This is a genomic window from Alteribacter populi, assembly GCF_002352765.1.
In the GTDB taxonomy this organism is placed as follows: Bacteria; Bacillota; Bacilli; order Bacillales; family Salisediminibacteriaceae; genus Alteribacter; species Alteribacter populi.
This window is the reverse complement of record NZ_KZ293963.1, coordinates 4,202,832-4,229,367: the sequence shown is the minus strand read 5'-3', so window position 1 is coordinate 4,229,367 and position 26,536 is coordinate 4,202,832. Positions and strand designations below refer to the sequence as shown.

The 26,536-nt window shown below is 39.2% G+C and carries 24 protein-coding genes; 6 read left to right on the top strand and 18 right to left on the bottom strand.

What is annotated here, in order from left to right; all coding sequences use genetic code 11:
* Positions 1-15: 15 nt before the first annotated feature.
* The 3 genes from proC to CDZ94_RS19490 form a co-directional block, all read right to left on the bottom strand.
* On the bottom strand, positions 16-858 hold the full coding sequence (gene proC / locus CDZ94_RS19500) for a pyrroline-5-carboxylate reductase (RefSeq protein WP_096440000.1): 843 nt from the start codon (positions 856-858) through the stop codon (positions 16-18).
* 445 nt (positions 859-1,303) lie between these two features.
* Positions 1,304-2,920 carry a ribosomal protection-like ABC-F family protein gene (gene abc-f, locus CDZ94_RS19495; protein ID WP_096439998.1) on the bottom strand — a complete coding sequence of 539 codons (1,617 nt, stop codon included), beginning with the start codon at positions 2,918-2,920 and terminating at the stop codon, positions 1,304-1,306.
* A gap of 543 nt (positions 2,921-3,463) precedes the next feature.
* Complete coding sequence (locus CDZ94_RS19490) at positions 3,464-4,933, bottom strand: phospholipase D family protein (protein WP_245415764.1); 1,470 nt, start codon at positions 4,931-4,933, stop codon at positions 3,464-3,466.
* Between the two features lie 409 nt (positions 4,934-5,342).
* On the opposite strand from CDZ94_RS19490, the gene CDZ94_RS19485 reads away from it, so the two are divergent.
* Positions 5,343-5,762 carry a C40 family peptidase gene (locus CDZ94_RS19485; protein ID WP_096439996.1) on the top strand — a complete coding sequence of 140 codons (420 nt, stop codon included), beginning with the start codon at positions 5,343-5,345 and terminating at the stop codon, positions 5,760-5,762.
* A 20-nt stretch (positions 5,763-5,782) separates the two neighbouring features.
* Here the strand turns inward: CDZ94_RS19485 and CDZ94_RS19480 are convergent, their stop codons facing one another.
* The 11 genes from CDZ94_RS19480 to CDZ94_RS19430 all read right to left on the bottom strand — a co-directional run bounded on the left by CDZ94_RS19480 (position 5,783) and on the right by CDZ94_RS19430 (position 19,015).
* Positions 5,783-6,055: a hypothetical protein gene (locus CDZ94_RS19480; protein WP_096439994.1), complete on the bottom strand. Its 273-nt coding sequence runs from the start codon at positions 6,053-6,055 to the stop codon at positions 5,783-5,785.
* A 152-nt stretch (positions 6,056-6,207) separates the two neighbouring features.
* Positions 6,208-7,584 carry a hypothetical protein gene (locus CDZ94_RS19475; RefSeq protein WP_096439991.1) on the bottom strand — a complete coding sequence of 459 codons (1,377 nt, stop codon included), beginning with the start codon at positions 7,582-7,584 and terminating at the stop codon, positions 6,208-6,210.
* A gap of 74 nt (positions 7,585-7,658) precedes the next feature.
* Positions 7,659-8,996, bottom strand: a complete 1,338-nt coding sequence (gene paaK / locus CDZ94_RS19470; protein ID WP_096439989.1) for a phenylacetate--CoA ligase PaaK — start codon at positions 8,994-8,996, stop codon at positions 7,659-7,661.
* A gap of 975 nt (positions 8,997-9,971) precedes the next feature.
* Positions 9,972-11,975 (bottom strand): methyl-accepting chemotaxis protein, encoded by a 2,004-nt coding sequence (locus CDZ94_RS19465; RefSeq protein ID WP_096439987.1) that lies wholly within the window; start codon positions 11,973-11,975, stop codon positions 9,972-9,974.
* A gap of 303 nt (positions 11,976-12,278) precedes the next feature.
* Entirely contained in the window at positions 12,279-12,893 is a 615-nt protein-coding gene (lepB, locus tag CDZ94_RS19460; protein ID WP_232735793.1) for a signal peptidase I, read from the bottom strand.
* Positions 12,894-13,047: 154 nt separating this feature from the next.
* Positions 13,048-13,443: a VOC family protein gene (locus CDZ94_RS19455; RefSeq protein ID WP_096439982.1), complete on the bottom strand. Its 396-nt coding sequence runs from the start codon at positions 13,441-13,443 to the stop codon at positions 13,048-13,050.
* A gap of 456 nt (positions 13,444-13,899) precedes the next feature.
* Positions 13,900-15,006: an ABC transporter permease gene (locus CDZ94_RS19450; RefSeq protein WP_096439979.1), complete on the bottom strand. Its 1,107-nt coding sequence runs from the start codon at positions 15,004-15,006 to the stop codon at positions 13,900-13,902.
* Positions 15,007-15,008: 2 nt separating this feature from the next.
* Complete coding sequence (locus CDZ94_RS19445; protein WP_096439977.1) at positions 15,009-16,280, bottom strand: ABC transporter permease; 1,272 nt, start codon at positions 16,278-16,280, stop codon at positions 15,009-15,011.
* Positions 16,281-16,294: 14 nt separating this feature from the next.
* Complete coding sequence (locus CDZ94_RS19440) at positions 16,295-17,227, bottom strand: ABC transporter ATP-binding protein (protein WP_096439975.1); 933 nt, start codon at positions 17,225-17,227, stop codon at positions 16,295-16,297.
* Between the two features lie 193 nt (positions 17,228-17,420).
* Complete coding sequence (locus CDZ94_RS19435; protein ID WP_096439973.1) at positions 17,421-18,053, bottom strand: response regulator; 633 nt, start codon at positions 18,051-18,053, stop codon at positions 17,421-17,423.
* On the bottom strand, positions 18,050-19,015 hold the full coding sequence (locus tag CDZ94_RS19430) for a sensor histidine kinase (protein WP_096439971.1): 966 nt from the start codon (positions 19,013-19,015) through the stop codon (positions 18,050-18,052). The genes CDZ94_RS19435 and CDZ94_RS19430 overlap by 4 nt, the downstream gene beginning before the upstream one ends.
* Before the next feature lie 5 nt (positions 19,016-19,020).
* Between CDZ94_RS19430 and CDZ94_RS22020 the strand changes: the two genes are divergently transcribed.
* Positions 19,021-19,338: a CBO0543 family protein gene (locus CDZ94_RS22020; RefSeq protein WP_425352572.1), complete on the top strand. Its 318-nt coding sequence runs from the start codon at positions 19,021-19,023 to the stop codon at positions 19,336-19,338.
* A 70-nt stretch (positions 19,339-19,408) separates the two neighbouring features.
* Here the strand turns inward: CDZ94_RS22020 and CDZ94_RS19425 are convergent, their stop codons facing one another.
* Complete coding sequence (locus CDZ94_RS19425) at positions 19,409-20,734, bottom strand: S8 family peptidase (protein WP_096439969.1); 1,326 nt, start codon at positions 20,732-20,734, stop codon at positions 19,409-19,411.
* Positions 20,735-20,915: 181 nt separating this feature from the next.
* Here CDZ94_RS19425 and CDZ94_RS19420 point away from each other — a divergent pair, with 181 nt between their 5' ends.
* The 3 genes from CDZ94_RS19420 to CDZ94_RS19410 all read left to right on the top strand — a co-directional run bounded on the left by CDZ94_RS19420 (position 20,916) and on the right by CDZ94_RS19410 (position 23,461).
* Complete coding sequence (locus CDZ94_RS19420; protein ID WP_096439967.1) at positions 20,916-22,241, top strand: N-acetylmuramoyl-L-alanine amidase; 1,326 nt, start codon at positions 20,916-20,918, stop codon at positions 22,239-22,241.
* A gap of 94 nt (positions 22,242-22,335) precedes the next feature.
* Positions 22,336-22,779, top strand: coding sequence for a CBS domain-containing protein (locus tag CDZ94_RS19415; RefSeq protein WP_096439965.1), 444 nt, complete (start codon positions 22,336-22,338; stop codon positions 22,777-22,779).
* Between the two features lie 502 nt (positions 22,780-23,281).
* Positions 23,282-23,461 (top strand): small acid-soluble spore protein H, encoded by a 180-nt coding sequence (locus CDZ94_RS19410; protein WP_096439963.1) that lies wholly within the window; start codon positions 23,282-23,284, stop codon positions 23,459-23,461.
* Between the two features lie 109 nt (positions 23,462-23,570).
* Here the strand turns inward: CDZ94_RS19410 and CDZ94_RS19405 are convergent, their stop codons facing one another.
* Together CDZ94_RS19405 and CDZ94_RS21455 are read right to left on the bottom strand one after the other, a co-directional pair.
* Positions 23,571-24,038: a hypothetical protein gene (locus CDZ94_RS19405; RefSeq protein ID WP_096439961.1), complete on the bottom strand. Its 468-nt coding sequence runs from the start codon at positions 24,036-24,038 to the stop codon at positions 23,571-23,573.
* A 265-nt stretch (positions 24,039-24,303) separates the two neighbouring features.
* On the bottom strand, positions 24,304-24,477 hold the full coding sequence (locus CDZ94_RS21455; protein ID WP_157812030.1) for a hypothetical protein: 174 nt from the start codon (positions 24,475-24,477) through the stop codon (positions 24,304-24,306).
* A 221-nt stretch (positions 24,478-24,698) separates the two neighbouring features.
* Between CDZ94_RS21455 and CDZ94_RS19400 the strand changes: the two genes are divergently transcribed.
* Entirely contained in the window at positions 24,699-24,905 is a 207-nt protein-coding gene (locus tag CDZ94_RS19400; protein WP_096439959.1) for a hypothetical protein, read from the top strand.
* Positions 24,906-25,385: 480 nt separating this feature from the next.
* Here the strand turns inward: CDZ94_RS19400 and CDZ94_RS19395 are convergent, their stop codons facing one another.
* A complete protein-coding gene (locus tag CDZ94_RS19395; protein WP_096439957.1) occupies positions 25,386-26,369 on the bottom strand; it encodes a S66 family peptidase in 984 nt (327 codons plus the stop codon).
* Positions 26,370-26,536: the final 167 nt, after the last annotated feature.

The following is a 26,536-nucleotide window of genomic DNA, read 5'->3' as shown; positions in this document are numbered from 1 at the left end:
ACTCCTACGTTCCTATTATTGGTGGACCGGTGTTTTTTCTAGCTGTTCACTGATTTCTTTTGAACGGTTCATTGCGCCTAGAACGGCAGCTTTGATCGCACTTCCTCCGCCACTATCAGCCAGTGCTTCAAGACCAGATGCGGTTGTGCCATTCGGAGAAGTAATATTTTTGCGAAGTTCCGCTGGTGTTTCGTCACGCTCAAGCATCATTTTTGCTGCACCTAAGATCGTTTGAGCGCCAATCTCTCTTGCTTTAGCAACACTCATGCCGTTCTCAATCGCCGTTTTTTCGATGTTTTCCATGAGATAATAAAAGTAAGCAGGACCGCTTCCAGCAATTCCAGTAAATAAGTCCATTTGCTCTTCTTCTATCACATACACTTCACCGATGCATCTTAGTAAGCTTTTAGCAACCTTCACGTTTTTCATTGTCACATGTTCACCGGGTGAGATGGCTGTAGCTGATTCTTGAATCATGCTTGAAGTGTTTGGCATTACGCGAATCACCTGCTGCCCGTCTTGTAAATGCTCTTCCATAAATGAAGTGGATATGCCAGCTAATACGCTCATCACCACTTGATTCGGACGGATTTGATCTTTAATCGAAATAAGTGACTCCTCGGCGTCTTTTGGCTTCATCGCCAATATAATTACGTCCGCCGATGATATCGGTAAGCGATCCCGAACGATTCCTTGAATTCCATATTGGTTATGAAGTTCCAGTAAGCGATCTTCGTTACTTCGGTTCGTAACGATCACTTGCTCTGGTTCTAATGTTCCCGTTTTGACAATCCCAGAAATCATCGCTTCTGCCATATTTCCTGCCCCGATAAAGGCTACGCGTAAATTTGTTGACATAAAAGTATCCATCTCCTTAAGTTGAGTTGCTTTTCTGTTAAAATTTCGTCTGTTTTTTTAAAGTTATTATTCTTGGCTGTTACATTCTTGATCTGCTCTTTTGAATCACGCTAATAATCGTAACATTCTCATTTTTGACTTCAAGGGGTAAACATGAGGTAGTGAGAAATAGGGGGATATACCGTATGAAAGCGTCACCATTTATCCAACAAGTTCATTTAATCATCGTATTCGCCCTTAGAGAGCACGAGAGACGATGATATCGTCATTGAAAACCATGATTCAAACGATAATTGTTAATTTTTGGTAACAAATAACAACGTTAGCTTCCACTGCCTGTTTTTAAGTCTCAAGGATGTTTTTCACTTGATACAAGAGACGTGAAGGTTGCTTTTGGCTTTAAATAAAATAACAGCGGAAACGGCCCCCGCTGTTATTTCTCACCTTATTTGTTTAATCGTTTTCTCATTTTTAACAATTCCTGATATTTTTCCTCTAACTCCTCCTTCTCCTTATCCCCAACCGACATTGATAATTTACTAATCGTCTCAGTTAACTCCATCTCAATGGCGAGTGCATTAGACTCATCATTTTGTTTTCCAACCGATTTATCGATTTGATTAAGATTATCAATTTCTTTTAAAACCGCTTTCTCGTTTTCAATAACAATGACACGCTTTGCTAATTCTTTAACAAAATATCGATCATGAGTAACAAAAAGAATTGTCCCCGGGTACGATTTTAGAACAGTTTGCAGCGCTTCTTTTGTATGAAGGTCGAGAAAATTCGTCGGCTCGTCGAGTAACAAAACGTTATAATCACCTAAAAACACTTTGGCTAACGCCGTTTTTACACGCTCTCCTCCACTTAACATATGAACTTGCTTTTGAACCTCTTCTCGTTTAAAAAGCAGCCTTGATAAAACCGTACGGATAAACTGTTCTGAGTATTGACTCGTTTCTTTCACGTTTTCTAAAATCGACTTATTTTCTTCAAGATTTTCTAACTGCTGGTGAAAATATCCGATCACTGCTGGTTGTGCAACAGAAATCCCATCATAACCTCTGACAAGCATTTTCAGCAGGGTAGATTTACCTGTGCCATTATCCCCGGTTATTGCTACTTTTTCTCCTGGTTTAATGAATCCTTGTAAATCCGTAAACAGTGTCCTAGCACCCACCCGTGCACTCACTCGATCAAACGACACGACCGCACGACTGTGGATTGGTTTAAAATGACTCATATCAAAAATAAGCTCATCTTCGGTTTTTGGCCTTTCCTTTTTCTCTAACTGATCAATTCTTGATTGAATCGATTTACCACTTTTATCGAGCTTAGCTTTCTTTAGGCCCACACTTCTTTTATGGAGCCTCGCCTCGGAATTGCCCATCCTTTTTGGGGCTTTTTTTAGTGACTTAGAATGCTTACTTTTCTCTAATTTTGCTTGAACTAACCGTTCTTTTTCCTTCTGATACTGTTCATACTCAAACCACTCTCGCTTTTTCGCGTGCCCTTTTTGATCCAAGTAGTCACTGTAATTTCCTTCATAAGTGGTGACCTCACCACCTTCCACTTCCCAAATTGACGTACAAACTTGATTCAACAGTTGTCGGTCATGGGAAATAATCACAAAAGCACCTCGAAAGCTTTGCATTTCTTGCTCAAATTTTTCAACGCCTTTCACATCGAGATGACTGGTTGGTTCATCGGCGACAATAACATTTGCATCTGATGAAAGAGCGGCAGCAATTTTCTTCCGCGTTTCTTCACCCCCGCTAAGAGAATCGCCCAAGGGTACGTTCCACTGGTTGTTTTCTTTGTCAGCCCCCGTAAAACCCGCGTCCTCAAGTTGGGGAATATAAGCAACTGAGCAAAATTTCTGCACCTTACCTTGATCAGGCTCAAGTTCACCAACTATCATTTTTAGAAGTGTTGATTTCCCTTCACCATTTTTACCAACGATACCGATACGATCACCTTCGTATACTTGAAGCTGCTCCACCTTTATAATAAGACGGTCACCATAACTTTTTTCAATTTGATTCGCTTCTAATAAAAGCATAAAAAAACCTCCCTATAGTGCTAGAGAGGATTAGATGTATATTAGGTAAACAGAAATAGACTATCTCCTATGGAAGTTCAAAAAGTTCGAAAAAATAGCTGTCGCAACGTTGAGGAAGTGCTAGCACAGGCGTTCCCACAGGACGTGGCGTTTATAACCACATACGTCCCGATGCTCAAAGTCGCGTTTCCCTGAATTTCTCGGCTCTTTTTTTAACATGCATTTAAGAGGATAAATCACTATTTCTATTGTTAAAGTAAGCTACCTAAAAATGGACAGACTAATCCTATCTAGACAAAATTAAATAAAGTAAAATTAATGTCTAATAAATTAGGATTACTGCTTCATTGTATAAGGTACCTTCCTTTCATTAAGTTACAATTATCGTATGACGGTTTCTTCCAATTGTCAACTGTGAGTTAAACTTTAAAAGTTAGATAGTTTCGTTCGTTGCCGGAATCATAGCTCAGCATGCCGAAAAGCTCACTCCACACCCAAAAAAGACTAGCCTCACTGACTAGTCTTCCTACACTATCTGTTCCTTTAAAACGTCGACAGTCCGCTCCATTCTTGGAAACGATATAACCACCGATTAAATCGCGAATCATCCTTATATTCCTCATAATCTAATGTGTATTTTGCACCATCATTAGTCCAAAGCATCGTAAAATAATCTCTGGCATTCACAATCGTTTCGTCTTGCGGGTCACCGACAACCTTTACGTTTGTTTCTAAGTTTAAATCTCCGAGGTTTCGTTTCGTAAAGTTAGCTGACCCTCCTATTAATACTGCTTCTTCGGGCTTATCGATCATCATTAACTTGGTGTGGTACTGCTCACCGCTCGTGTTATACCACCTCACTTGAACTTTACCATCTGATTTCTCCATTAGTTCATAGGCTACCGGTCGGTTTGGAACACCATTTTTCTCACGTCCGAACGCATCCTTATTTGCATCTAAAATTAATCTGACATCAACCTCTCGATCCGCAGCTTTAAGCAATTCCTTAATTATCTTGCGATCGGATAAATAAAATGCGCCTAAATAAATCGTATCATCTTCATTTGCAGCACCGATCTCCTCAATTAAATGCTCTTTTATTTTTCCCTCTGTAATGATCTGAACCTTGTTTAAGTCAACGTCCTCCTCGACCGTAGACTCAACAACAAACGAATCGAACCATTCTTCACTTGCACCGGACATTTCGGCAACAGCTCGCTCTGATTCTACGAGATCCTCTAAAATATTTCCTCTTAAAACAAATCCAATATTAGAATGATAGCCACTCGCGTCATGAGGATTAGCAGAGGTGACAAAACCTTCTTTTTCATTGATTACTACTTTCCGATGATTCGCTTTAAAGTTCAACAATTTCAAATAAGAGCGGATTGTTCCTTCAGGGGCATCCGGGCTAAACGGATTTGGTAGCCAGCCATTTTCGGAATTTCCAAACCATTGGGGAATCGCCCGCCAAAAGCCAGAATAAGCAGGATTCGAGTCTCTAAGAGCTGTTAAATCAGTCACAAGTAAGTGAATACCATATTCCTCCAACTGATTAAATGGTTCTGGTTGATATGACCCATAAAAGCTGTTAATAGGATCCGTCATAACGACGATTTCTATCGAGGGATATTCTTTCTTTTTTTCAACTAGAGCATCCACTAAATCTTGTGCGAGTGGAGGATAATCTTCACCACGATCATAATCATCATTAAATAAAAACATATCCACCAAAATAAATTCCTCTGACCCATTGATCATGTCATGAATGTGATCAAAAATAACTTGATCCTTATTCGTGCCGTCCTCACTCGAATAGGTTAAATCAATTAATAAATCCACATCGCCTTGATGGACCTCTCCTTCATAAGAAATCCCTTCAGGTAACGGTTTAAAGTAACCAAATAATGAGGAAAGCAGGAAAATCCCAACCAGCCCTCCGGCAACATACCGGCCGACCCTCTTCATTGTCCATTTCTTTTTATATTGAACCTTCACCACTTCACTGTTCATAAGCGCATTCCTTTCTAACTAATTTGCTTTCAAAACAATGCTTCTTAAATTTTATTAATCATATCGATTTTCATGCTTAAGGTAGTTTATTTCCAAAATATCTTTTGTCTACTGTCGAATTTACACTTATTTTAACACAAATTGTCAGCTACTCCTTGAAAATTATCGAATAGTGTGAAAAAAAGCAAAGGACCTCTTCCGTGGAAGTGGTCCTCATTAGATGTTGTCGAAATTATAGTTCTAATAGATCTTCTAAAAAAGATTGTTGCTAATTGTTGCATACCTAAAAAGGAACAAACTTTACGAAACAGACTTTTAAAAATACAGATATGACCTCCTCTTCTTGTCCAATCAATGACAATTTTCAACAATAAAATATAGTTATCAACTACTAGATGGAGGTTAAGAGATGGGCACCAATAACATTATTTCTACAGGGTTGCACCATTTGGGGGTGCCTTACTTATATAATGCTCCTCCCTTTCAAACAAACACTTTTGACTGCAGCTCATTTATTCAATACATTTTTCACAAAAACGGCATTACTCTTCCAAGAAACTCGCGGCAACAATTTCAAATAGGATCAGAAATCTCGCTAAAAAAAATAGAAAGAGGTGATCTATTATTCTTTACGACTTCTAAGCGCAGAAAAAGAGCTGGGATTGAAAAGATTGGACATGTCGCCCTTTATTTAGGAAATGGAAAGATCCTTCATACCTTTCGCCAAGGAAAGAAAGTGAAAATCACAAAACTTAAGTCTCACTGGAAAAAGGGATTAATCGGAGCGAGAAGAATACACATGAACCAAACAGAAAAAGATGACAATTGATTAATTTAAGTCACTTTTTCTTAACTGACAATTGGAAGATACGCAAACAATGGGATTAACAAAAAAACAGCCGCAAGCATAATTTGTTCTCCATCCAGCTTGTTTACCATTCTCAAATAAAGCAATGTTGAAATGTAATAGATTGGATAAATAATACCGACAATGAACAGAACACCCCGGACAATATCAGCAGGAGTATGAGCAAAATGAGCTAAAACAGGTATTGCAAGCCATTGCAATGCAACAAAAATAATGATCGAAAACCAAAAGCTTTTAGGTAATTTCAATTCCAAAATCGACCATACCCTTTCTTAATACAATAAACTTTGTGGAGCTCTGTTTTTAACTTAACAGTTCTCCATTAACTTCCACTCAAGACCACTATTTTAACATACCCCCAAAACAGAGGAGAGCTCGGTATCTACCAAGCTCTCCTCTGTTTTTATTACGCCGTCTGTTCTTTCTCTTCGGAATCACCGCCGAATTGGGACTCCACTGCTTTTGTTTCACCATGACGTCCTATTAAAATAAAATACAAACCAATTCCAATTCCGATTCCCCATACTGGCCCTAAAGTTGCCGTCAGCATCCCGATGGCTAGTACCATTCCTCGTGAAATATTATTATGAACCATAGACATTGCTACATACGCACAAGCAAATCCGGTTAATAATAATGTAACAGAAAGAGCGACTGGAAACAGTGGCATGATGATCCCGATAACCGGAAGGAGTAGCCCCAAAGGTATCGCCATAAGGTAAAAATTCATAGGTCCTCCATAAATCGAGTCCATCACGTGACGGCCTTTTTTATAGCGTTCAATTAAAAACACTTGCACCCCCGTCCAAATCGGTCCGTGTATCCACAATAAAGGCCCTGCAGTTAGAAGCTGAGCGATGTTTCGAGTGGCTAATACGAAATGGCTTCGCGTTGGGTTAATATCAATTTTTTCATCCTCTCTTGCTTTATCGGCCCCTTTAAGTAACGTATGAGCAACTACTAGGTCTCCGAATGCGAGTACATAAATAATTAGCGCTATTGGTAAAACAGTGAGAAACACTTCCCACGAAGGGAACCCTACAGACCAAAGTGACAATGTAGAAATTGTCTCCCCTATAGGAGGAACGAAAATTCCCCAGCTAATCGAATAACTTAGTTCGCCAGTGAAAAAACCTACCAGACCAGCAAATGCAAAAGAAACAAGCAAGGCATTCGATCCAAAAAACAGTTTCACCTTTGTGTTCGGCAATTTTGAAAAAGGGATCGAAAACATCAACACAAGAACGACAATCCAAGCGGTAATAAGTGAAAAGGGCATCTCGGGTAAACGGTTGATTTCAGACTGAAAAGCCGCGATAGCCGCCCCCATAATAATTCCTGCTTTTAAAGCAACCGGAATCATCGCATTAAACTTTTCACCTAACTTCGTCACACCAAAGAATAAAAAGAGTGCAATAACCACAAGCGTTAATGCAATCATCCCATGTATGGCTTCAATCCCTGGGGTGAGTGTATTCATGAACACGATCGTTAATGGTAGTCCCGCTGTGATCGCGCCAGCAGCGTAAACGTCTCCGAATAAAACGGTTTGTGCCAAAACCCAAAACAGCATGACTAAACTAATCGTCCACGCCACCTCGAATGACACTTCAAAATATTGCATGACTAAAGGGGTGATTGAACCACATGTGGCCAATAATATCAGCCCACCTTGGATGTGCTGACTCGGTGTAAGTTTTAAATGAACACCGGGAAGCCTTATCGTAAACGGCCCCCACTTGACCCCAGGGTGAATCTCACCATACTTTCGTTCTCTTCCCATTTCAGTTTCCCTCCCTTTTTAACCAACAGTTGATTTAATCTTCAGAAAAATATCGATAAAAAATTTTCTTCTCGTTATTTTGAGACTGATAATGTTGGAGAACGGTGATCAACGATTCGCTTTGCCTTACCTTCTGAGCGTGGAATCGAATTAGGTTTTTTCAGAAAAACATCCATAGAGACGAGAGCTTGCATTTTTAACGTTCGTTGAATACGTTTTACTAAATCCTCTGCAATAGGATGAGTCAAATCCTTATCAGGTAAAGCATCAAAGAACGATTCACACACTTCCACATGTAGTTCTGCTAGATCCATCACGCCTTTTTTATGCAAATGAATCTGATAATGGCAAACAAGCTCGTCCATCTGTAATATGTACCGTTCAATTTCAGATGGGAAGACATTAACGCCTCTAATAATTAACATGTCATCAATCCGACCTTTAACACGGCTCATTTTTGTTGTTGTCCGTCCGCACCTACACGGCTCTCGTGTGATCGAGGCAATATCACCTGTACGATACCGAATAATTGGCAACGCTTCTTTTGTGAGACTCGTAAACACCAGTTCCCCGTCATCCCCATCCGGAACCGGTAAAAGCGTTTCGGGGTCAATTACTTCAACAATAAAGTGATCTTCTGCGATATGGAGACCGTCTTGACAATCAACACATTCCATCGCAATTCCAGGTCCCATCACTTCACTTAATCCATAGATGTCCATCGCTTTTAAGTCAAATAACGCTTCAATCGCTGCTCTCATTTCTTCAGACCAAGGTTCAGCACCAAGAATCGCATACTTTAAGCTTGATTCAGTTGGATCCATTCCCATTTCTTTCATCGTTTCGCCAATGTTCATTAAATATGAAGGTGTCGCACTTATAACTCTTGGTTTGAAATCTTGAATGAGAGTGATTTGTCTGGCTGTGTTTCCCCCTGACATCGGTATCGTCGCACAACCTAAACGTTCCGAACCATGATGCAATCCCAACCCTCCAGTAAATAAGCCATAGCCATACGCATTGTGAAGGAGGTCTCCTCTTCGACCTCCTGCCATATAAATGGCTCTTGCAACAATATCTGACCAATGCTCAATATCCTTTTTTGTGTATGCAACAACTGTAGGCTTTCCACTCGTACCTGATGACCCGTGTATTCGAACCACTTCATCCATAGGTGTAGCAATTAAATCAAACGGATAATTATCTCGTAAATGGTGCTTCTTTGTAAATGGTAAACGTTGCAGGTCGGCTAAGGATCTCACATCATCTGATGTGATTCCTTCACTTTCAAATGCATGACGATAGAAAGGTACATTTTGATAGACCCGATTGACCGTTTCTTTTAATCGCATAAACTGAAGTTCAGCCATTTCGGACTGTCCCCACGTTTCTTCTTGAACAAAAGTTGACATAGATACTACCCCTTCCATTATAAAAAAATCACGACACGACAAAAAAACGTTATATTAAAAGTAACGGTTTGTGAAAGCGCTGTCAATACATTACGATGAATAAATTCTTTGTTTTCTGAATTTACAGATCTTTCATATTGCAAATATGACTAACATCGTGTTTATAACGTAATAAAAAATATTGATATACATCTATAAGAAAAGCGCATTTCGCCGACTATCGGCGAAATGCAAATGTTCTGTCCAATAAAAAGTGCTTTTGGGCTTCTTCTGACAGGCTAAAGTGACCTCGTAGCTGTCTCTTCCTCTGCTAGCAATGCTTCGATGTGTATCTGTCGAGACAACTAGCAGCTTATTCACGAAGTAACGCTCGTCGCTGGAGCTAGACATCGAAACGTAGATTTCTATATTTTCTCTTAACTCTTAAGAAAAAGTGCAAAGCGGTCTTTTATTAAAAACAGCGTTAGCTTCCGCCGCAGATGAGGCGTAAAGATAGCTATCCACCTATACCTTCAGATCTTATAAAAAGACCTCAATGATTATGGTCATTGAGGTCTTTTACAAGGTTCGTATCTCTAAAGTTTTTGCTTTTAACTTCTTGGGCGTTTGCAGTATTCGCTTGTCCCGTCACGCTAGAGTGAAAGTTTCCAATTAAGTAATGAATAATCGTCCCGTAATTCATCATTTGAGCGAAGAGAACGCCTAAAAAGAGAAGGCCAACTAATTTTGTCAGCCTTCTCTTACAACTTTATGAGGTTGTTCAAAAGGTCCGCTTAAAATAGCTATCGTATTATAGGAACTTCTACTAAGTACCGCCACGTCCTGTGGCGAACGCAGAAGTCACCCCATCTTGGGGAAGCTCGCTGGCTTGTTTCTATGCTCCTCACATATTAACACCATACGTTCTGGTGCTCGAAGACGTCACCACCTCGATATACTCGGCTCTTTTATGCTCCTTTTTGAACACGTACTTCTTTATGTTTTAAATACACGGATCATCTCTTGTAGCTTGGTGCTGGATTCATTTAATTGTTCTGCTGATTCCGAGATCGATGCAATTGCTTTAATTTGATCTTCAGTGGAAGCGGTGATCTCTTCCGTTGATGCTGCAGACTGCTCCGCTACTGCAGCAATGCTTTGGAATGATCCAACTACTTCATCTTTTGATTGATTCATTTCCGTAATATTGCGGCTAATGTCCTCAATCGAATTAGCAAATTTGATCAATGTGTCATCGATAGAATGGAAGACACCTTCTGTATCCAACGCAACTTGCAATTGTTCTTGCGAGATTTTATTTGTACGATCCATTTCTTCTGATGCATTATTCGTTTCATCTTGGATGCCGACAATGGTATGACGAACTTGTTCTGTTGCTTGCGAAGACTGCTCAGCTAATTTACGAACCTCTTCAGCTACTACCGCAAAACCTTTCCCGTGTTCACCTGCTCTCGCGGCTTCAATCGACGCATTTAAAGCAAGTAAATTCGTTTGATCTGAAATTGAATTAATCGTATCAATCACATCTTCAATTTCTTTCACTTTACCAATTAAACTCGAGATTACGTCATTAACCGATCGTATGACAGTATTGGATTCATTTGTTTTGGTTTTTAAAGCTTCAACTTGTGACAAGCCATCTTTACTTAATTGGTTTGCTTCTTTTGAAAAAGTACCCATTTCTTGGTTTTTGTCATTCACTTTATCGATCTGCGTTGATAATGCCATCGATTTTTGATTTGCTTCATCAATTTCCGAGGCTTGTTGATTAGAACCTGTAGCAATCTCAGAAATCGCTCTACCTACTTCTTCACTTGAAGCCGTCGTTTCTTCTGCCATAGCACTTAAGCTTTCAGAAGACAAAGAAACATCGCTAGCAGAGGTTTCTACGGAAGAAATTAACTCCTTCATACTACCAACCATACTATTAAAATCAGTTGATAATTCTCCAATCTCATCTGCTGACTTCGATTGAACTCTAACCGTCAAGTCTCCATTTGAAACTTTACTTACTTGCTCTTTCAAGTTTGATAGTGGTTTCGTAATACTTCGAGACAGAAGATACGTTACTAGTAGAGCGATAATAAAGCCAATCAATGAGATAATTAAAATGACAATTAAAATTTGAGTTGATTCTGCAAGAAGGCGTTCCTGTTGGTAGACAGTCCCTACTTTCCAGCCTGTTTGATCGATTGTACTATAAGCTAAAAACCGCTCATCACCATCATGTGTGTAATCATAATAGCCTTGGTCATCAGACTCATACATCCTTTGAATGTAACCTAGTTCTGATAAATCACTTTCTCTTTCGGTAGGGTGGACCATCGCGACTCCGTTTTCATCGAATAAAAACGCATAACCATCATAACCAACGATGCTTTCACTAATAATTGCATCTAAAGCATCTAGACTTATATCGTTAGAGACAACGCCAAGAAGATTATCCGTTTGTGGATCGATAATCGCTTTTGCAACAGTTAACACATATTCACCATTACTTGCATCAATATAAGGTTCTGTATAGATGATTTCTCCAGGTGCAGCAACTGCGTCCTCATACCAAGGTCTGGACGTAGGGTCAAAGTCATCCGGCAAATCAATTTCCGGCACGGTATACATGTCTCTACCATCCGTAGCGGCTATGTAAGACAAGCTAATATTCGGATAATTCTCCAAATAACTCTCAAAATCTCGCTGTAAATTCTCTTCAGTCTGACTTACCACTTCATTTTCATCGCTTCTGAGGTATTCTATTACATCATATTGACGACTAAAACGGTCAACACTTTTACTATATTGATCCAGATAAAGCTCTGTAATGGTTTTCATTTCTTGGATGCTTCCAGTAGCTTGCTCTCTGGCATTGTCTTCAATTGATTGTTTACTAACTAAGTATGTACCTGTGGATACAGTTAGTAAAATCAACACAATTAAAATAGTAAAACTAACAATTAACTTTGTGCTAATTTTACGAAACATGTCTATTCCCCCTTATTTTTTGTCGAAACATGACATTAGTCACAAAAAATAGTTTATCATATTCGTTTTGCATTTAGTTTCATTTCAACTAGTGCTTTTCTGCCTAATTTTATAGGTTCCAAACCAATCACAAATGGACAGATAGTTCCCACAATATAAAAGAAGGTCTCTCCTTAATAAGGAAACACCTAATGTTTACTATTCAAATAACTCACTTTTCAAGATCCAGCACTCTTCATTATTCGCCCATTTAAATCTCAGACCAAGACCTTTCTTATCAGCAGCTCTCCTCCGATGTCCTAATTAAAATATTTCTAGTTTATCAAAAGGGTAAAATCTCAGAATAACTTTCCCGACAACGTTCTCAACCGGAACAGGCCCAATATCTCGGCTATCGCTACTATTATTTCTGTTATCCCCCAACACAAATACATGATTTTCTGGGATGACAAGTGATTCAAATGGTACATCCATTTCTTCTTTTATGTATGATTCTTCCAACTTCTCCCCATTACGGTATACGTTCCCGTTTTTGAACTCTACCTTGTCTCCTGATATTGCAATTACTCTTTTAATCCAATTTTTCTTTTCTTCATTTGAATTAGTGAATATTCCAACAAGTGGGTTATCAAGTAAATCATCCTTTAAGGTTCTTGTCTTTTCTACTTGGCTATCAACAATGACAACATCGCCAATTTTTGGTTCACTTCCAAACTTAGAAGAACTTTTAAAGACCATAACACGGTCGGCTGTCTTAGCTTCATTTAAAGGGTCTGATCCCTCAAGTGTAGGTTCCATTGAACTACCGCTCACTGTATATGGCTGAACGATAAAGATGCTGATTAATAAAGAAATCGTGAATGCCAATAGTAAAGCGTTCCCCCAACTAATGATGGTTGTGATTATTTTAGTCTGCAAAATCTCACCCCAAATTTATTTTTTTGTATTTACTTTACAACGTGTCTTCCTATCACATACAATTTAACAATTACTTCAAAAGTTGGATTCTAGAAAAAAGAAGCCCCCAGTATTAATGGAGGTCTATCCCATAGCATTCATATTTCATTATAAGTTATTTCGGGAAGTTTAGCTCCCATGTAATACCGTGTTTATCCGTGACGATTGCAAATTTAGAATTCCAAAAGGTGTCTTGTAACTCCATTTTAACTTGTCCTTCCTTAGATAAGGAATCGTATAATTTGTTAATCTCCACTTCATTGTCAAGCTCTAAAGCAAATTGGATGTTGTTGCCTTGATTTAGCTTTTGATTAAATACGTCAACAAAATAAATAATACAACCACCGTTTATATATAGTTCACTGTGAATATATTTTCCTTCATGTCCCTTAAACATTTCGATACCATCTGCCAATTGAACATTTTTTATTTCACCGCCGAAAATCTCCTGATAATACTCAATTGCCTCTTTACAATTTTCAATAATGATGTGTGGAATGACTCTTTTCATTATTACATCTCCTTTATTATATAACATTTTCCATTATCTCACTTTTTCATCTTAGCATATTTACTTGAATCACTTTCATAATTCATTTATTTAATAATGCATACAACTTCATAATGATATTCTTCTTTCATTTTTTCTTATTAATTTGCAATAACCGGACGAACCGCCAAGCCTCCTCGGGAAAACCACCCTGCGGGGTCTTCAGCTGCTCCTGTGGTTCCTCGTCGCAAGAAAACCATTGTTGCTTTTCCCGCAGGGAGTCGCCGCCTTTCGCTCCTTCGATTTATCAATAAAAAACAACAATCTATGCGAAAAGAACCTTTATAAAAACAGCGTTTAGCTCGCATATTTTAAAGTCTCAAGGATGCTTTTCCCTTGAGACGAGCGGTATGAAGGTAGCGGTCGCTCTATAAATTCTTTTAAAAAAACCGTCCCTTTAGGACGGTTTGACACAAGTCACACACTGCGACGTTCCATTAAATTTATTCCTACACCCATACAGATCACACCGAAGAGCAACATAATTGATAGAGGTTCACCAAGTTCGAGCAAGCCACGATCATATATTGCCGCCCCTTTCAAGGCATCAATCGCATACAACATGGGTACCCCTTTTGATAAGGCGAGCATGATCTCGTTTGTAACCACTTCAATCGGCCAAAACGCTCCACCAAGCATCGCAATGGCAGTTGAAACAATCGGAATCACAGCTTGAAGCTGTTGAGTTGAGTTTACTAGCCCCATGAGGAGCATACCTAATGCAACAATTGCAAACGTATAGCATGCCGTAATAATTAAAATAGTACCGAAACGATCTCCAATATCAAAGCCGAACACATAATGAAAAAACACGATTATGAGTATTATTTGTGCATAACCAACTATAAAGCAGTACAACAGGTGCCCTAAATAAATTTGCCATTTGTGAAGTGGGGAGATAATGAGACGATTCCAGGTTCCCCCTCGCTTTTCTTCAACGATCGTTAATAAACTAAACATAATCGTGTAAATAGAGAAGAACAACGTCATTCCAAACAACATTTGCAATTGTTCATTATACTGGAAAGTACCTTCTTCCCCTTCCACAGAAGTTGTTACAACCGCAATAGCTGGCTCCTCCATGTAGCTTCCTACTTCCTCACGAAAGCTACTTTCAACAGCGTATTGTTCTGCTTCCTTTAAGCGAAGCTCTTCAGAATATATTTGATTGACGTACCCTTCGACTAAATATCGATTCTGATCGTCTGCCGCCACAAGCATTCGATAATCGTCTTCCATTATCTGGACAGCAACACTCGTACTCCCTTCAACAACTGACTGCTTTGCCTCCGCCCCCTCAGTCCACCGAAACTCAAAACTATCCGATTCATTTAGTCGATCAAGCCAAAATTCTCTCTCTTCTTCCGACAATGAGGTATCTGAATATGTCGGCACAGTCAGTGTATTCACTGAACCAAACCCGCCAAGTACAGCCACAAATGCAATCGTTAAAATCATCATAGATAAAACTAAAACAGGTGCTCTGCGGAAGCGTTGCCATTGTAATAAAAAAACAGATTTCATAATCAGACAGACCTCCTTTTTGGAAAAATGAAGACACTAAGCACCAATAATAAGATGGCCATTCCGGCTATTCGACTCAATGGTGTAATTAACACATCGATCCCAAATCCTTGTAGCCATTGAATGTATGCAGATAAAGCGGCACCATTTGGCGTCCAATTTCCAATTGTTTCAATGATCTCAGGTAACCCAGAAGTCGGAAAGAAACTTCCTCCGGCAAATGCGAAGATCGATACAATCCCAGTAGAAAAAACAGATGAGATAGCTACACTATTGAACCGTAGAGAGAGAGCTGTAAGCATTGCTGCAAGTCCACCGACACAGAGTGATAACACTATCGATATAAGGGCCATCCCTAGCCAAAATTCCAGTGTTTCTCCAGAAAATGTTCGAAATATGAGTGTTGATAAGCTAAATAAAATAACAAATTGAGCAAAAGAAATGAATGCTGCCGAAACGACTTTTCCCCCTAAATAAATGAAAGGATGTTTTCCAGATAGTAAAATGCGATTAAACACGTGCTGCTGTTTTTCTACAAAAGCTTTTCCAGAAATCGTCCCTGCTACAAAGAGGACAAACATCACCGCCATCCCTATTGTATAGTACTGAATAGAACTGATAGGATCGCTTTTAGAGACCGTTTCTATACCACCAAGTCCTTGTACTTCCCCATTCATTTGATAAGCACCGTCTCCTAATGACATTGAAATGGCTGTTTCAAAATTAAATGTCCGAACAAACCCGTCGACAATATCGTGAAACACGCTCGCCTGAAGTGATGCATGCTCATCGAAGGTCATTTGAAGTTCACTGCCTTCTCCTTCATCTAAAAGAAGCCGTTGCAAGGAGTCGTACGTAAAGTTTTCCGGTATTGTCAAAATAGCATCAACTTCTTGTTTTTCCAATGCCTGTTCTGCTGCAGTAGCATCCATATCGACAGTTTCAACCATACTGCTAATTTCTTTACTGCTTAACGTGTCTTTCAACATTGAATAAGGGCTGATTGCCTCTGCCGTAATTTGCATTTCAGCAGCTGCTTCTTCCGGAAAATTACGTTCTTCTAACTCGTTTGTGAATTGACTTATCCCTTGCTGCTCATGATCTTCCTGTACAATAGCAACCTGCATATCTAGCGCTTCGGTTTCTCCTTCCATTACCCCCCTTAATGCAAATCCTAAGATTGCGATTAAAATAAATGGCATTAACAGGAGAACGATTAATTCTGCTCGATCTCGAACTAGAACGAGGATATCCTTCTTGATAAATGTACCCACCGGCTTTCACCTCCCTAATCCCTTAATGTACGACCGGTTAAGTGTAAGAACACATCTTCCAAGGTTGGCGATTGGACATTGACATTTACTATTTGTGCATCATGACGCTCAGCTGCCTGAAACACCTTCCCAAGTAGCCTGCTTCCTTTAGGAACAATTAACTTTAACCCTTTTTCTGTTTCTGTTGCTTTCTGGATACCTTCAAGTGATTGTAATTCCGTGACAAGGGCTGGATGAGGACGGTCTAACTCGATCCAAACCGTTTCTTCACCAGATAAAATGTTCTTGAGCTCATCTTTAGTTCCTGAAGCAATAATCCGGCCATGATCCATGATGTACACTCTGTCGCAAAGACGTTCAACTTCCTCCATATAATGACTCGTGTACAAAACTGTCAAACCATTCTCCCGGTTTAATTCGCGTACCGTCTCGAGAATATGCGTACGTGACTGTGGATCAACACCTACTGTCGGTTCATCCATGATGAGAACTTCTGGTTCATGCAGCATCGCAGCTGCCATATTAATTCTGCGCTGCATTCCTCCAGAATACGTTTTGACGACTTCCTTTTGACGACTCTCTAATCCGACCATTTTCAATACTGATTGCATTTCTTCTTCAAGCTTCTTTCCCTTAAGGCCGTAAATTCTTCCAAAAAACTTCAGGTTTTCATAGGCCGTCAACTCTTGATAAAGTGCAATTTCCTGCGGGACGATTCCGAGTACGTGACGAATCCTTCTCGGGTCCTTCACCACACTTTTTCCATGCAACATGACATCACCTGATGTTGGTTTAATAAGCGAAGAGATCATTGATATCGTCGATGACTTCCCAGCACCATTTGGTCCAAGCAAACCAACTGACTCACCTTTATCGATGTATAAATTAATACCATCAACAGCTGTTTTTCCTTTAAACACCTTTTGCAAATCTTTCGTTTCCAGCATGTAGCATGCCTCCTCTTTAAATTTTACCTCTGTCCCAAAACGAACACGGCTAATAAGTCAAATATGCTTTGCAGATTGCATTGTTTTATGTTCCATTCCTTCGTGTGTACTTCAAAGTATATATACAAAAAGACAGTGCTCCCACTGTCTTCCGTCACTAAATATGATTTTCACCATGACTTGAGTCACTTTTTTATACAATGTTGTGTCTAATCGCATAAATAGCCAATTGTGTTCGGTCACGTAGTGCTAATTTATCTAAGATTAAGCTAATATGATTTTTTACCGTACCTACCGACAATCCAAGTTCATCAGAAATTTCCTTATTACTGCGACCTTCACCAATTCGACGGATAATGTCCAGTTCACGAGGTGTAATTGACGGATCAATTTCTTCATTTTTTGTGTGTTTGATCAGCTTCGGCATCACCTTCGCTGCAACATGATCCTGTAAAGTGATTCCTCCAGACAAACAGCTTCTAATCGCCCGGATTAATTCCTGTGGTTCTGCATCTTTGAGCATATATCCTCTCGCTCCGCTCTTCAATGCTTCAAGTGCATATTGATCATCGTTAAACGTTGTTAACATGAGAATTTTCCTGCTTGGCCAACGTGAGTGAATAATACGCGCAGCTTCTAAGCCATCCATGACAGGCATTCGAATATCTAGCACAACAATGTCAAAGTGGTGAGATTCACACAGTGACACTGCTTCTTTTCCATTGCTTGCCTCTCCTGTGACGCGCATTTCCTCATCTGTTTCGATCATCATTTTTAAACCTTGGCGAACCATCCCCTGATCTTCTGCTAACAATATTCGAATCATTCTTGCACCCTCTCCTCATTAAGTAATGGCAGCGTTCCTCGAACGGTAAATCTACCGTCAAATTGAGTCACTTCGTAATGACCACCTGCCTGTTCAATCCGTTCTCGCATGGAAGCCACCCCGAACCCTTCTCGAAATGAAATTTCTTCTGTCAATGGGTTTGAAACCTCAAAACGGAACACTCCTCCTGCCGGGGCTTCAAAAACAATCTCTGCTTCTCTCACTTGGCTGTGTCGCATTAAATTAGTTAACGCCTCTTGTACAACCCGGTATACAGCGATCGCCTGCTCATTGCCAAGGTGAGCAGAAAAAGCACCATGCTTCACAGAAAACTGAATTCGGATAAAGCTCTCTGCTTCAAGTTTACGAATGAGGGCAATAATTGCAGATACACCGGTTACTTCATCTTGTTTCAACGTTTTCACTGCACTTCTCGTTTCCTCAAGACTATCCTTGGCAAGTTTTTTCAATTCTTGCAGTCTTTCATCTTTTTCATCCCCCGCTTGCATCCGGTAAACTTCCAACTGCATTAAAAGGGCGGTTAATTTATGACCGACTGAATCATGAATATCTCTGGCAATTTGGGTGCGTTCCTCCTGCCTTGCCTGTTTTTCCCCCGATGCAATGCGCCGCTTCATTTTACGATATTCACTAAGCAACGCTTCATTCCTCTCCAATCCTTCTTCCAGATCCTCTGACACCTTTCGAAAAACGACTAGCGCAATGGCTAGCATGACTGAATATAAAATGATAAAAACTGGTGGAAAAATTGGATAACCGGCAAATGTCGGGCCAAGCGCACCAAATAAAAGAATGGCACCAACGAACATTACCTGCCGCCAATCTAATCGATAAGCAGCTTTTCCAGCAAAAAAAGAAAAAACAAGTAAGGTATATGGATTTGGATCGATCCCTCGTTCTGGCCATAGAACAATGACAACTAAAACTGCAGCAGCACTCATAAGATATTTTAGGTCAAGCGAAGTTCTGGCGAAGTCGCCCTTCGTATAAAACTGAACTGATATCCTCTTTACCTGTTGACTTAGGCGCCTATCCAGTATCAGCAGGCTACTTCACTTATTACCTGCAAAGAAATAAAAGACCGAGTTTACTCATCGTTCTTTTTAGTTTGCTTATGACACTTTTTGAACTGTCATTTGTAGGAGCAGGCAGAGTTAAATATAGAAACGGGTGGAATATTTATTGGACGTTCGCTTCATATGTACTCGCTTATTTCCTCGGTTTTTGCTATTACAAAAAGCTTAAAAAGTTGAACGTTCTTTAGTCTATTTTGCCCAAGCATGACGTCCTTTTTATCCAGATTAGAAAACCTCCAGTAAAAACTGGAGGTTAAATCATTCTTCTATTGAGTTTTCTGCATTGATATACCCTGCTCCATAAACATTCGGATCTCTGTCTCTCCATAAATCGGCTCCGTCACGTAACGCATCTTTGATTTGTTGAGGTGTAGCTTCGGAATTGTGCTGAAGATATAATGCAACAATTCCAGCGCAAATTGGGGTAGCCATTGAGGTGCCGGACAAGGAGATATAATCATCACTTACTCTGCTTTGTTTTTGCATCTTATCAAGATAAGAGTTTGGTGAGCGTAATGAAACAATATCGACACCTGGAGCTAAGATGTCCGGCTTTGTCTTTCCATAAATGGTCGGGCCACGGCTGGAAAAGCTTGCAACGTCATCACCATCTCTAGGTACTGTATTTTGATCATCAAGAGCACCAACCGTGATAATTTTTTCACTAACACCGGGACTCGCGATCGTTTGAGATTCGGGTCCTTCATTTCCAGCAGCCACACAAACAACAATCCCATGATCCCAAGCTTCGTTTACGATTTTCACCATCGGGTCATCTTCTTCATTTTCATACCTTTGAGCAGTACTTCCTAGAGACATATTAATAATATCAATAGGATGCTCAGGGTTTTGTTCGTTGTGTTCTATACACCATTCTACGCCTTCCATCACAGTTTCCAACGAGCCGGCTCCCATTTTATCTAATACCTTTACCCCGATTACATTCCCCTCAGGGGCCGGACCCTTGTATTGTCCATCAGATGCAGAACCATTTCCAGCAACGTCCCCTGCACAATGGGTTCCATGACCGTTATCATCATATGGTTCCGTCCTATCATTAATAAAATCTGCAAACCCTACAATTCTTCCAGATAAATCTTCATGAGGATAAATCCCCGTGTCAATAACAGCTGTAGTAACACCACTCCCTGTTAGCACGGTATCATTTCTCGTAATGTTTTGTGCATTGGAAGCAGGAACCGCTGTGTCGAGCAATGCTTTGACCTCTCGGTTCAGATGCACTTTCTTAATGTGTGAACACTTTGATAGCATATCTTCTAATGCCACCGGAGTCACCTCTGCACTGCAGCAAGATACTCTTAAAAATCTTTTTCTCATTTTGCATCTCATATGCCCGTTTAAGATTGTCCCTGTTTCGTGAATACCTTTTTCACACTGTCCTTGGTCATACTCTATAATGACAGACAGCTTTTTCGTCTTATTGATAAATCTTTCATACATGCTGTGAAAAAAGCAAGGCATCCACTTAAAAGGTTTATGAAGTTGCAATGCCCTTTGTCGTAAAGGGTAGTCTAACTTTTTATCTCTTGAACGCAGCAGCTTGATCATTTTGTAGTTAAACATCAAGATTCTTCCTTTCCTCTAGTTTCTTTAATAAACTATGAAAATGGAAGAATACTAGTAACGGCGTATCGCCAAGAAGTAGTACCTACTTTAAAAAGAAAAAATCCAATTTATTTTTAAAAGGATATAAGCAAAAACATTTTTCTATATTTTTCATACTGTTTTAGTAGGGGGTGAAAACATGACAATGATCGTCATTGATCCAGGCCATGGTGGTACTGATTCAGGTGCAACATACCAAGGATTTAAAGAAAAAGATATCGCACTAACTATCGGGATTCTGGTACGAGATTATTTAAAAGCAAACTATTTAACAGACGTTATCATGACAAGAACGACAGATACAACAGTAAGCTTAAGTGAAAGAACAAGAATAGCAAATAGCAATCAAGCTGATTATTTTTGTTCTATTCATAATAATATCGGTGGTGGTACTGGCTTTGAAAGTTATATTTATAACGGTACCGTTCCTGAACAAACGATACAGATTCGTTCTAAACTTCACGATCATATAATGGATGGTATTAGTAAAAAAACAGTTGTTAACGATCAGGGAAAGAAAAATGCTAACTTTCACGTTTTGCGAGAAACAGAAATGTCAGCCTCTCTTCTAGAGGGACTATTTGTTGATAACGATCAGGATTTACAGCTGCTTCAGAATCACCATTTTATTACTGATGTGGCAAAGACCATTGCTGATGGTATGGCTAATGCATTGTCGCTTACAGTTAAAAAGCAAAATGATCAAATCCACAAAATCATTGCAGGCGCCTTTAGTAATAGAGAAAATGCGAATAAGAGAGTTGATTTTTTACAAAATAATGGTATTCTATCCTTTGTTTTCTCTGTAGAAATAAATGAAGAAACGATGTATCGCGTTCAATCAGGTGCCTTTAAAAATCAAGAGAATGCAGAAAAACACTTACAGGTCGTAAAAGATGTAGGAATCACAGATGCCTATATTTTAACTGAGCAAATCGAGGATAACGAGGAAGGGGAACCAATATTAGGAGACATTCACCTATCCGCCGCGTATTTAAATCAATTTGTAAGAACGATTAATCCAGAAGCACCATCATTAGGTCAATTCTACATTCAATATGGAACAGCATATGGCATAAGCAGCGATATCGCGTTTGCTCAAGCATTACACGAGACAGATTATTTCAGATTTACCGGAATCGTAAAAGAAAAACAAAATAACTTCGCTGGAATTGGTGCCACAGATCCTGAAAACCCAGGGGCTAGCTTTGAAACACCAGAAGAGGGGGTTCATGCCCATATACAGCATTTATATGCTTATGCTTCCACACATCCAATACCAGAAGGATACCCATTAGTCGATCCCCGTTTTGGCTTGGTTGAAAGGGGTAGTGCAACAACTTGGGTCGGATTAAACGGAAAATGGGCTGTACCTGGAACAACCTACGGACAATCGATTTTAAGTCTGTATCAGTCCATGGTAGAGTTTGCAATTGAACAGTTAACGAATAGAATCGAGCATTAATGTCAGCAAACATGATGTACAAAATTCCATTTATACTCCATGCATGTTTTCACTCCTTTGTCACATTCTAAATAGTAAAGGAGTGGAAAAATACATGGATCAATCTATTCGAAGTTTAATGAGTCAAAATGTCGTATCTGTAACACCAACACAAAGTATTCAAGAAGTTGCTGCTTTAATGGAACAGAATGATTGTGGTGCTATTCCAGTTGTTGAAAACGGACAAGTTAGAGGAATCATAACAGACAGAGACCTTGCTCTTAGAGCAACAGCACACAACTTACAATCCAACACCCCATGCTCACAGTGTATGAGTGGTACTCTTACTGTCGCCAACGCCGATATGGATATTCACCAAGCAGCCCAGCTCATGGCACAAAATCAAATCAGACGCTTGCCTGTTGTCGATAACAACCAGATCGTAGGCATGCTTTCAATTGGCGATTTAGCAACACAAGATATCTACAAAAACGAAGCAGGTCAGGCACTTAGTAATATCTCTATTCACACACACCTTGACCAACAAAACCCACAATAACCATTTAAACAACCGTTCAACCCCGAACGGTTGTTTTTATTATGGTACCGATTTGGTGCCCATTTTGGTGCCTGACCCCCACCACGTTAATGGGTTAAAGCAAAAATCCACCACATGATGTTTGGATCGCTAATCCCGATGAGACCTCAGTGCAGAATTGAATCGAAAATATTGATTCTCTCAAGGTGAGATTAGTTAGTACAGAATATATTTTAGTGACTGTTTCATAATAAGGGGAAAAGGTGTGATTAGTATGTTCCGATATAACACAAACCGTCTCCTCACCGGGAGTACGATTCTGTCGACTGTGTTAAATTTAATTATCATCATAATGACCATTGTTCACCATTTTAGAATTAAGCAACTTCTTTTCAACCTACGTGAAAAATAACTCAGTGATGATAGCCAAATGATTCAAGATTACCATATTAAATAGTTGGTATACTGATGAAGTTTGAGGTAAACACTATAAATGTTTACTAATCAAAAGGAGGTCCTTCTAATGAACAAACAACGAGCACATGAAATTGCTTCTTCACCCGTTATGGCTAATGTAACTTATAATGAAGTGCCGATTTATATTCAAAATGTGAATGATAATAATGAAACAGCAAGAATCTACCCTCTTGACCAACCACAAAATGAACAAGACGTTCCTTTATCTAACTTGAAGGAACAATAATTAAAGCCACTCTTTCTTCTTTTTAATATTGAAAGAAATTTTATGTAAAGCTGAACGATGATATAGTTCAGCTTTATGTTTTGCTCCTAAATGCCCAAACTGTTAACCCTTAATAATAATTTATGCCATTATTGTTTATATCTTCAATATCATAGTCCATTTGTCCTATAAGCTGTAGAGCAGAAGATAAACTTTGTTCTGTTTGTTGTTGCCAATTAATAATGTTTTGTATAAAAGATTCAAATCCATCCGGTGCATTGTCTAGCATAATTTGTAGCCATTTCATTACTTCCTGGTCTTCTCTAAGTCCACTATTTACACACGAAATCAACGTATTAATTATTGAGTCATGGTATTCACCATTTTGTAAACGTTGAGCAGAACCGACTGCTGTTACGCGATGATAAGAAGCCGGAACAAGATGTTCATGCATTTCGGGATTGCCTTCTAGATCTTCTGTTGCTGAAATGTGAAATAATTGTGTGCTTAGTGAACAAACCATTTTTTCACCTTGTAGACTCTGATTTAATAATTCTAAAACTGAAGACCACTGCTGTCGATAAGGATAATAATTCATTACATTCACCCACTTAAAATGAAATTATTATACCTTATGTGTGTTATTGATATTTGCCTCTAAAAATTCAATCGTTTCACTAAAACCTTCCCTTTATCATAAAACGAACTCTCACATACTAAATAACAAAACATTAGCGGAGGTGAACTATTTAATATAAAAAACAAAATGGTCTGGAAGCAATCGAAAAAGAGGAAACAAACGTAAAACATTTAGAAGGTCATAAAAACAGGGACCTATCGTAACAGGTCCCTGTTTTTATCAATCACTTTTTAGAAGGTATATCTCGCCCTTCTGCTCCTACCGATATTGAACTATCTCGATCATTCGTATCATTTGATCTTCCCATTGGTGATTTTCCAGCGTTTTCCCCACCAGGATAATCGGCTTTGTGTTTTTGTTGTATTTTATTAAATTTCTCAAAATTTTGATTAACCATTTGAAAACCTCCTTGTTTAATCTAGGTGAAGGGTAACCCACCTAAATAAATAGAGTGTATCTTTTGCTCTGATTTATACATAATTGTACACTTTTTACGCAGAATTCTGATGATATTTGTAGATAAATTTTGGTGACAGTTTGCAGGAAAATAACATCTCTTTCAAAAATTAATAAAGAGGACAAGACAAAAGTCCAAAAAAGGGAAGGAGGTCGTTATTCATGAAGCGAGATTTAACTTTACAACAAATCGCTGAAGATATTCCTAAGTCGGTATTAAATGCATCTGATAAAGACTTGCAAGGTTTTCAAAAAATCCTTGATCAAACCCTTGAAATAAGAGAAGCTCACAAAGATTTACACAAAATGGTTCAAAGCTATTCTAGCTCCAATACTAACCCTAATTCTGGGGTCCAGCGTTCTTCATAAACGGGTAAAATAAACTGCACATATGTTCCTTTTACACTTTGTGATAAATGATAAAACATTTCTCTTTTTTATACATTCTTTCCTAAATCACACTTCCGCTCAAAATAAACCGCTTATTAATTTCTTTACATCATACTGAAAAATTTCCGAGATTTTCAGATAAAGAAACATTTTCCTCAATCGTTATTCGTTCTTCACTTTTAACTTTGGTCATTTTATAATGATTATCGAAAAGTTTGTTAATACTCCAAAAGCAGGTTATTAAAGCTGTTACCTGTATCAAGAAAAGAGGTCAGCCTCAATGGCCGGCCTCAAGCTGTTGAGAAACCCTTCTCAACAGCCTTTTCATTTCAAGCTAGATTATCGACAGACAGGTGATTAACCGTACTTAGGCTTTTTCTAATTCGAACAAACCTTAAGGTTGAAGTGTGCCAACACCACTGCATAGGCAGAAGTTTTCGCCGCTTCTACTTCTACCTTTTAATGTTCTACGACATCTATGCTTATTTCCTCTTCGGATATGGCCTCCAATTTAGCAGTCCCACCAACGGGAAACGTGATGTGCGGCGTCGTGTGTCCGAAGTCAACATTGGATACAACTGGAAAAGATGCGAGCTCCGGCTTCGATCCGATAATTGCCATCATGTCTACGAGAGTGATCTCAGAAGCTTTTTGAAACCTGCCAATGACTAGCCCTCTCACGCCTTTAAATGCAGGCAAGTGTATGAGTGACTGCAAATCCCGGTCAAATGTCTGTGCCGAAACGTCATTGTCATCTTCAAGAAAAAGGATACTTCCTTCCAAATCCGGCATGTACTCTGTTCCTTGAAGTAGATTCAACGTACAAAGATTACCGCCTATGATTTTCCCTTCTGCTTTACCTTTCGTAATGACTTGAAAGCCATCATTTCCAATAAACGTTCTGTTATTCTGATCAAGGTACCAATCGTCATCACTCCAGCTTTCTGAGGGTTTGACCTTGAACGGAACTGACTCAAACATGCACCGTATAAAATATTCCAATGTATAGTCGATTCCTTTTTTCATCCCGAACGTAGAAAAATGAGGCCCAGAATATGTCATTAACCCTGTTTTCGTATAAATCGCATTACTTAACGCTGTAATATCAGAGTATCCGCACAAAATTTTTGGATTCCGTCTGATCACGTCGTAATCCAAATCACGGAGAAGCTGATTGCTATTTAGCCCCCCGAGCGTTGTCAAAATGCCTTTCACATTCGGATCTTCAAATGCTTCATGCAAATCCGTTAAACGTGACTCCACGGAAGAAGAATGAAACCTATCTGACTCGTCTGCGTACCGGCCAAATGTTACATTTAAACCTAGCGCCTGCAAACGTTTTACTGCTAAATTACGATCATGGTCACTAATAACAGCTAAGCTAGTGGCTGGAGAAACAACCCGTACTTCATCTCCTGCTTGTAACTTTGAGGGAATCGTCACTACTCTTCACTCCTTTAGTGTGATTATTTCAAACCTAAACTGCTAATATATCTAAGTCCAAGTATACCTATCGACACTTTACACATCTAAGTTTATCCCGCGTTAATTTTATTGTGAGAAACTTACTTATGCATGCTCTTTTGTTTTATAAAAGCCATTGTTAGTAT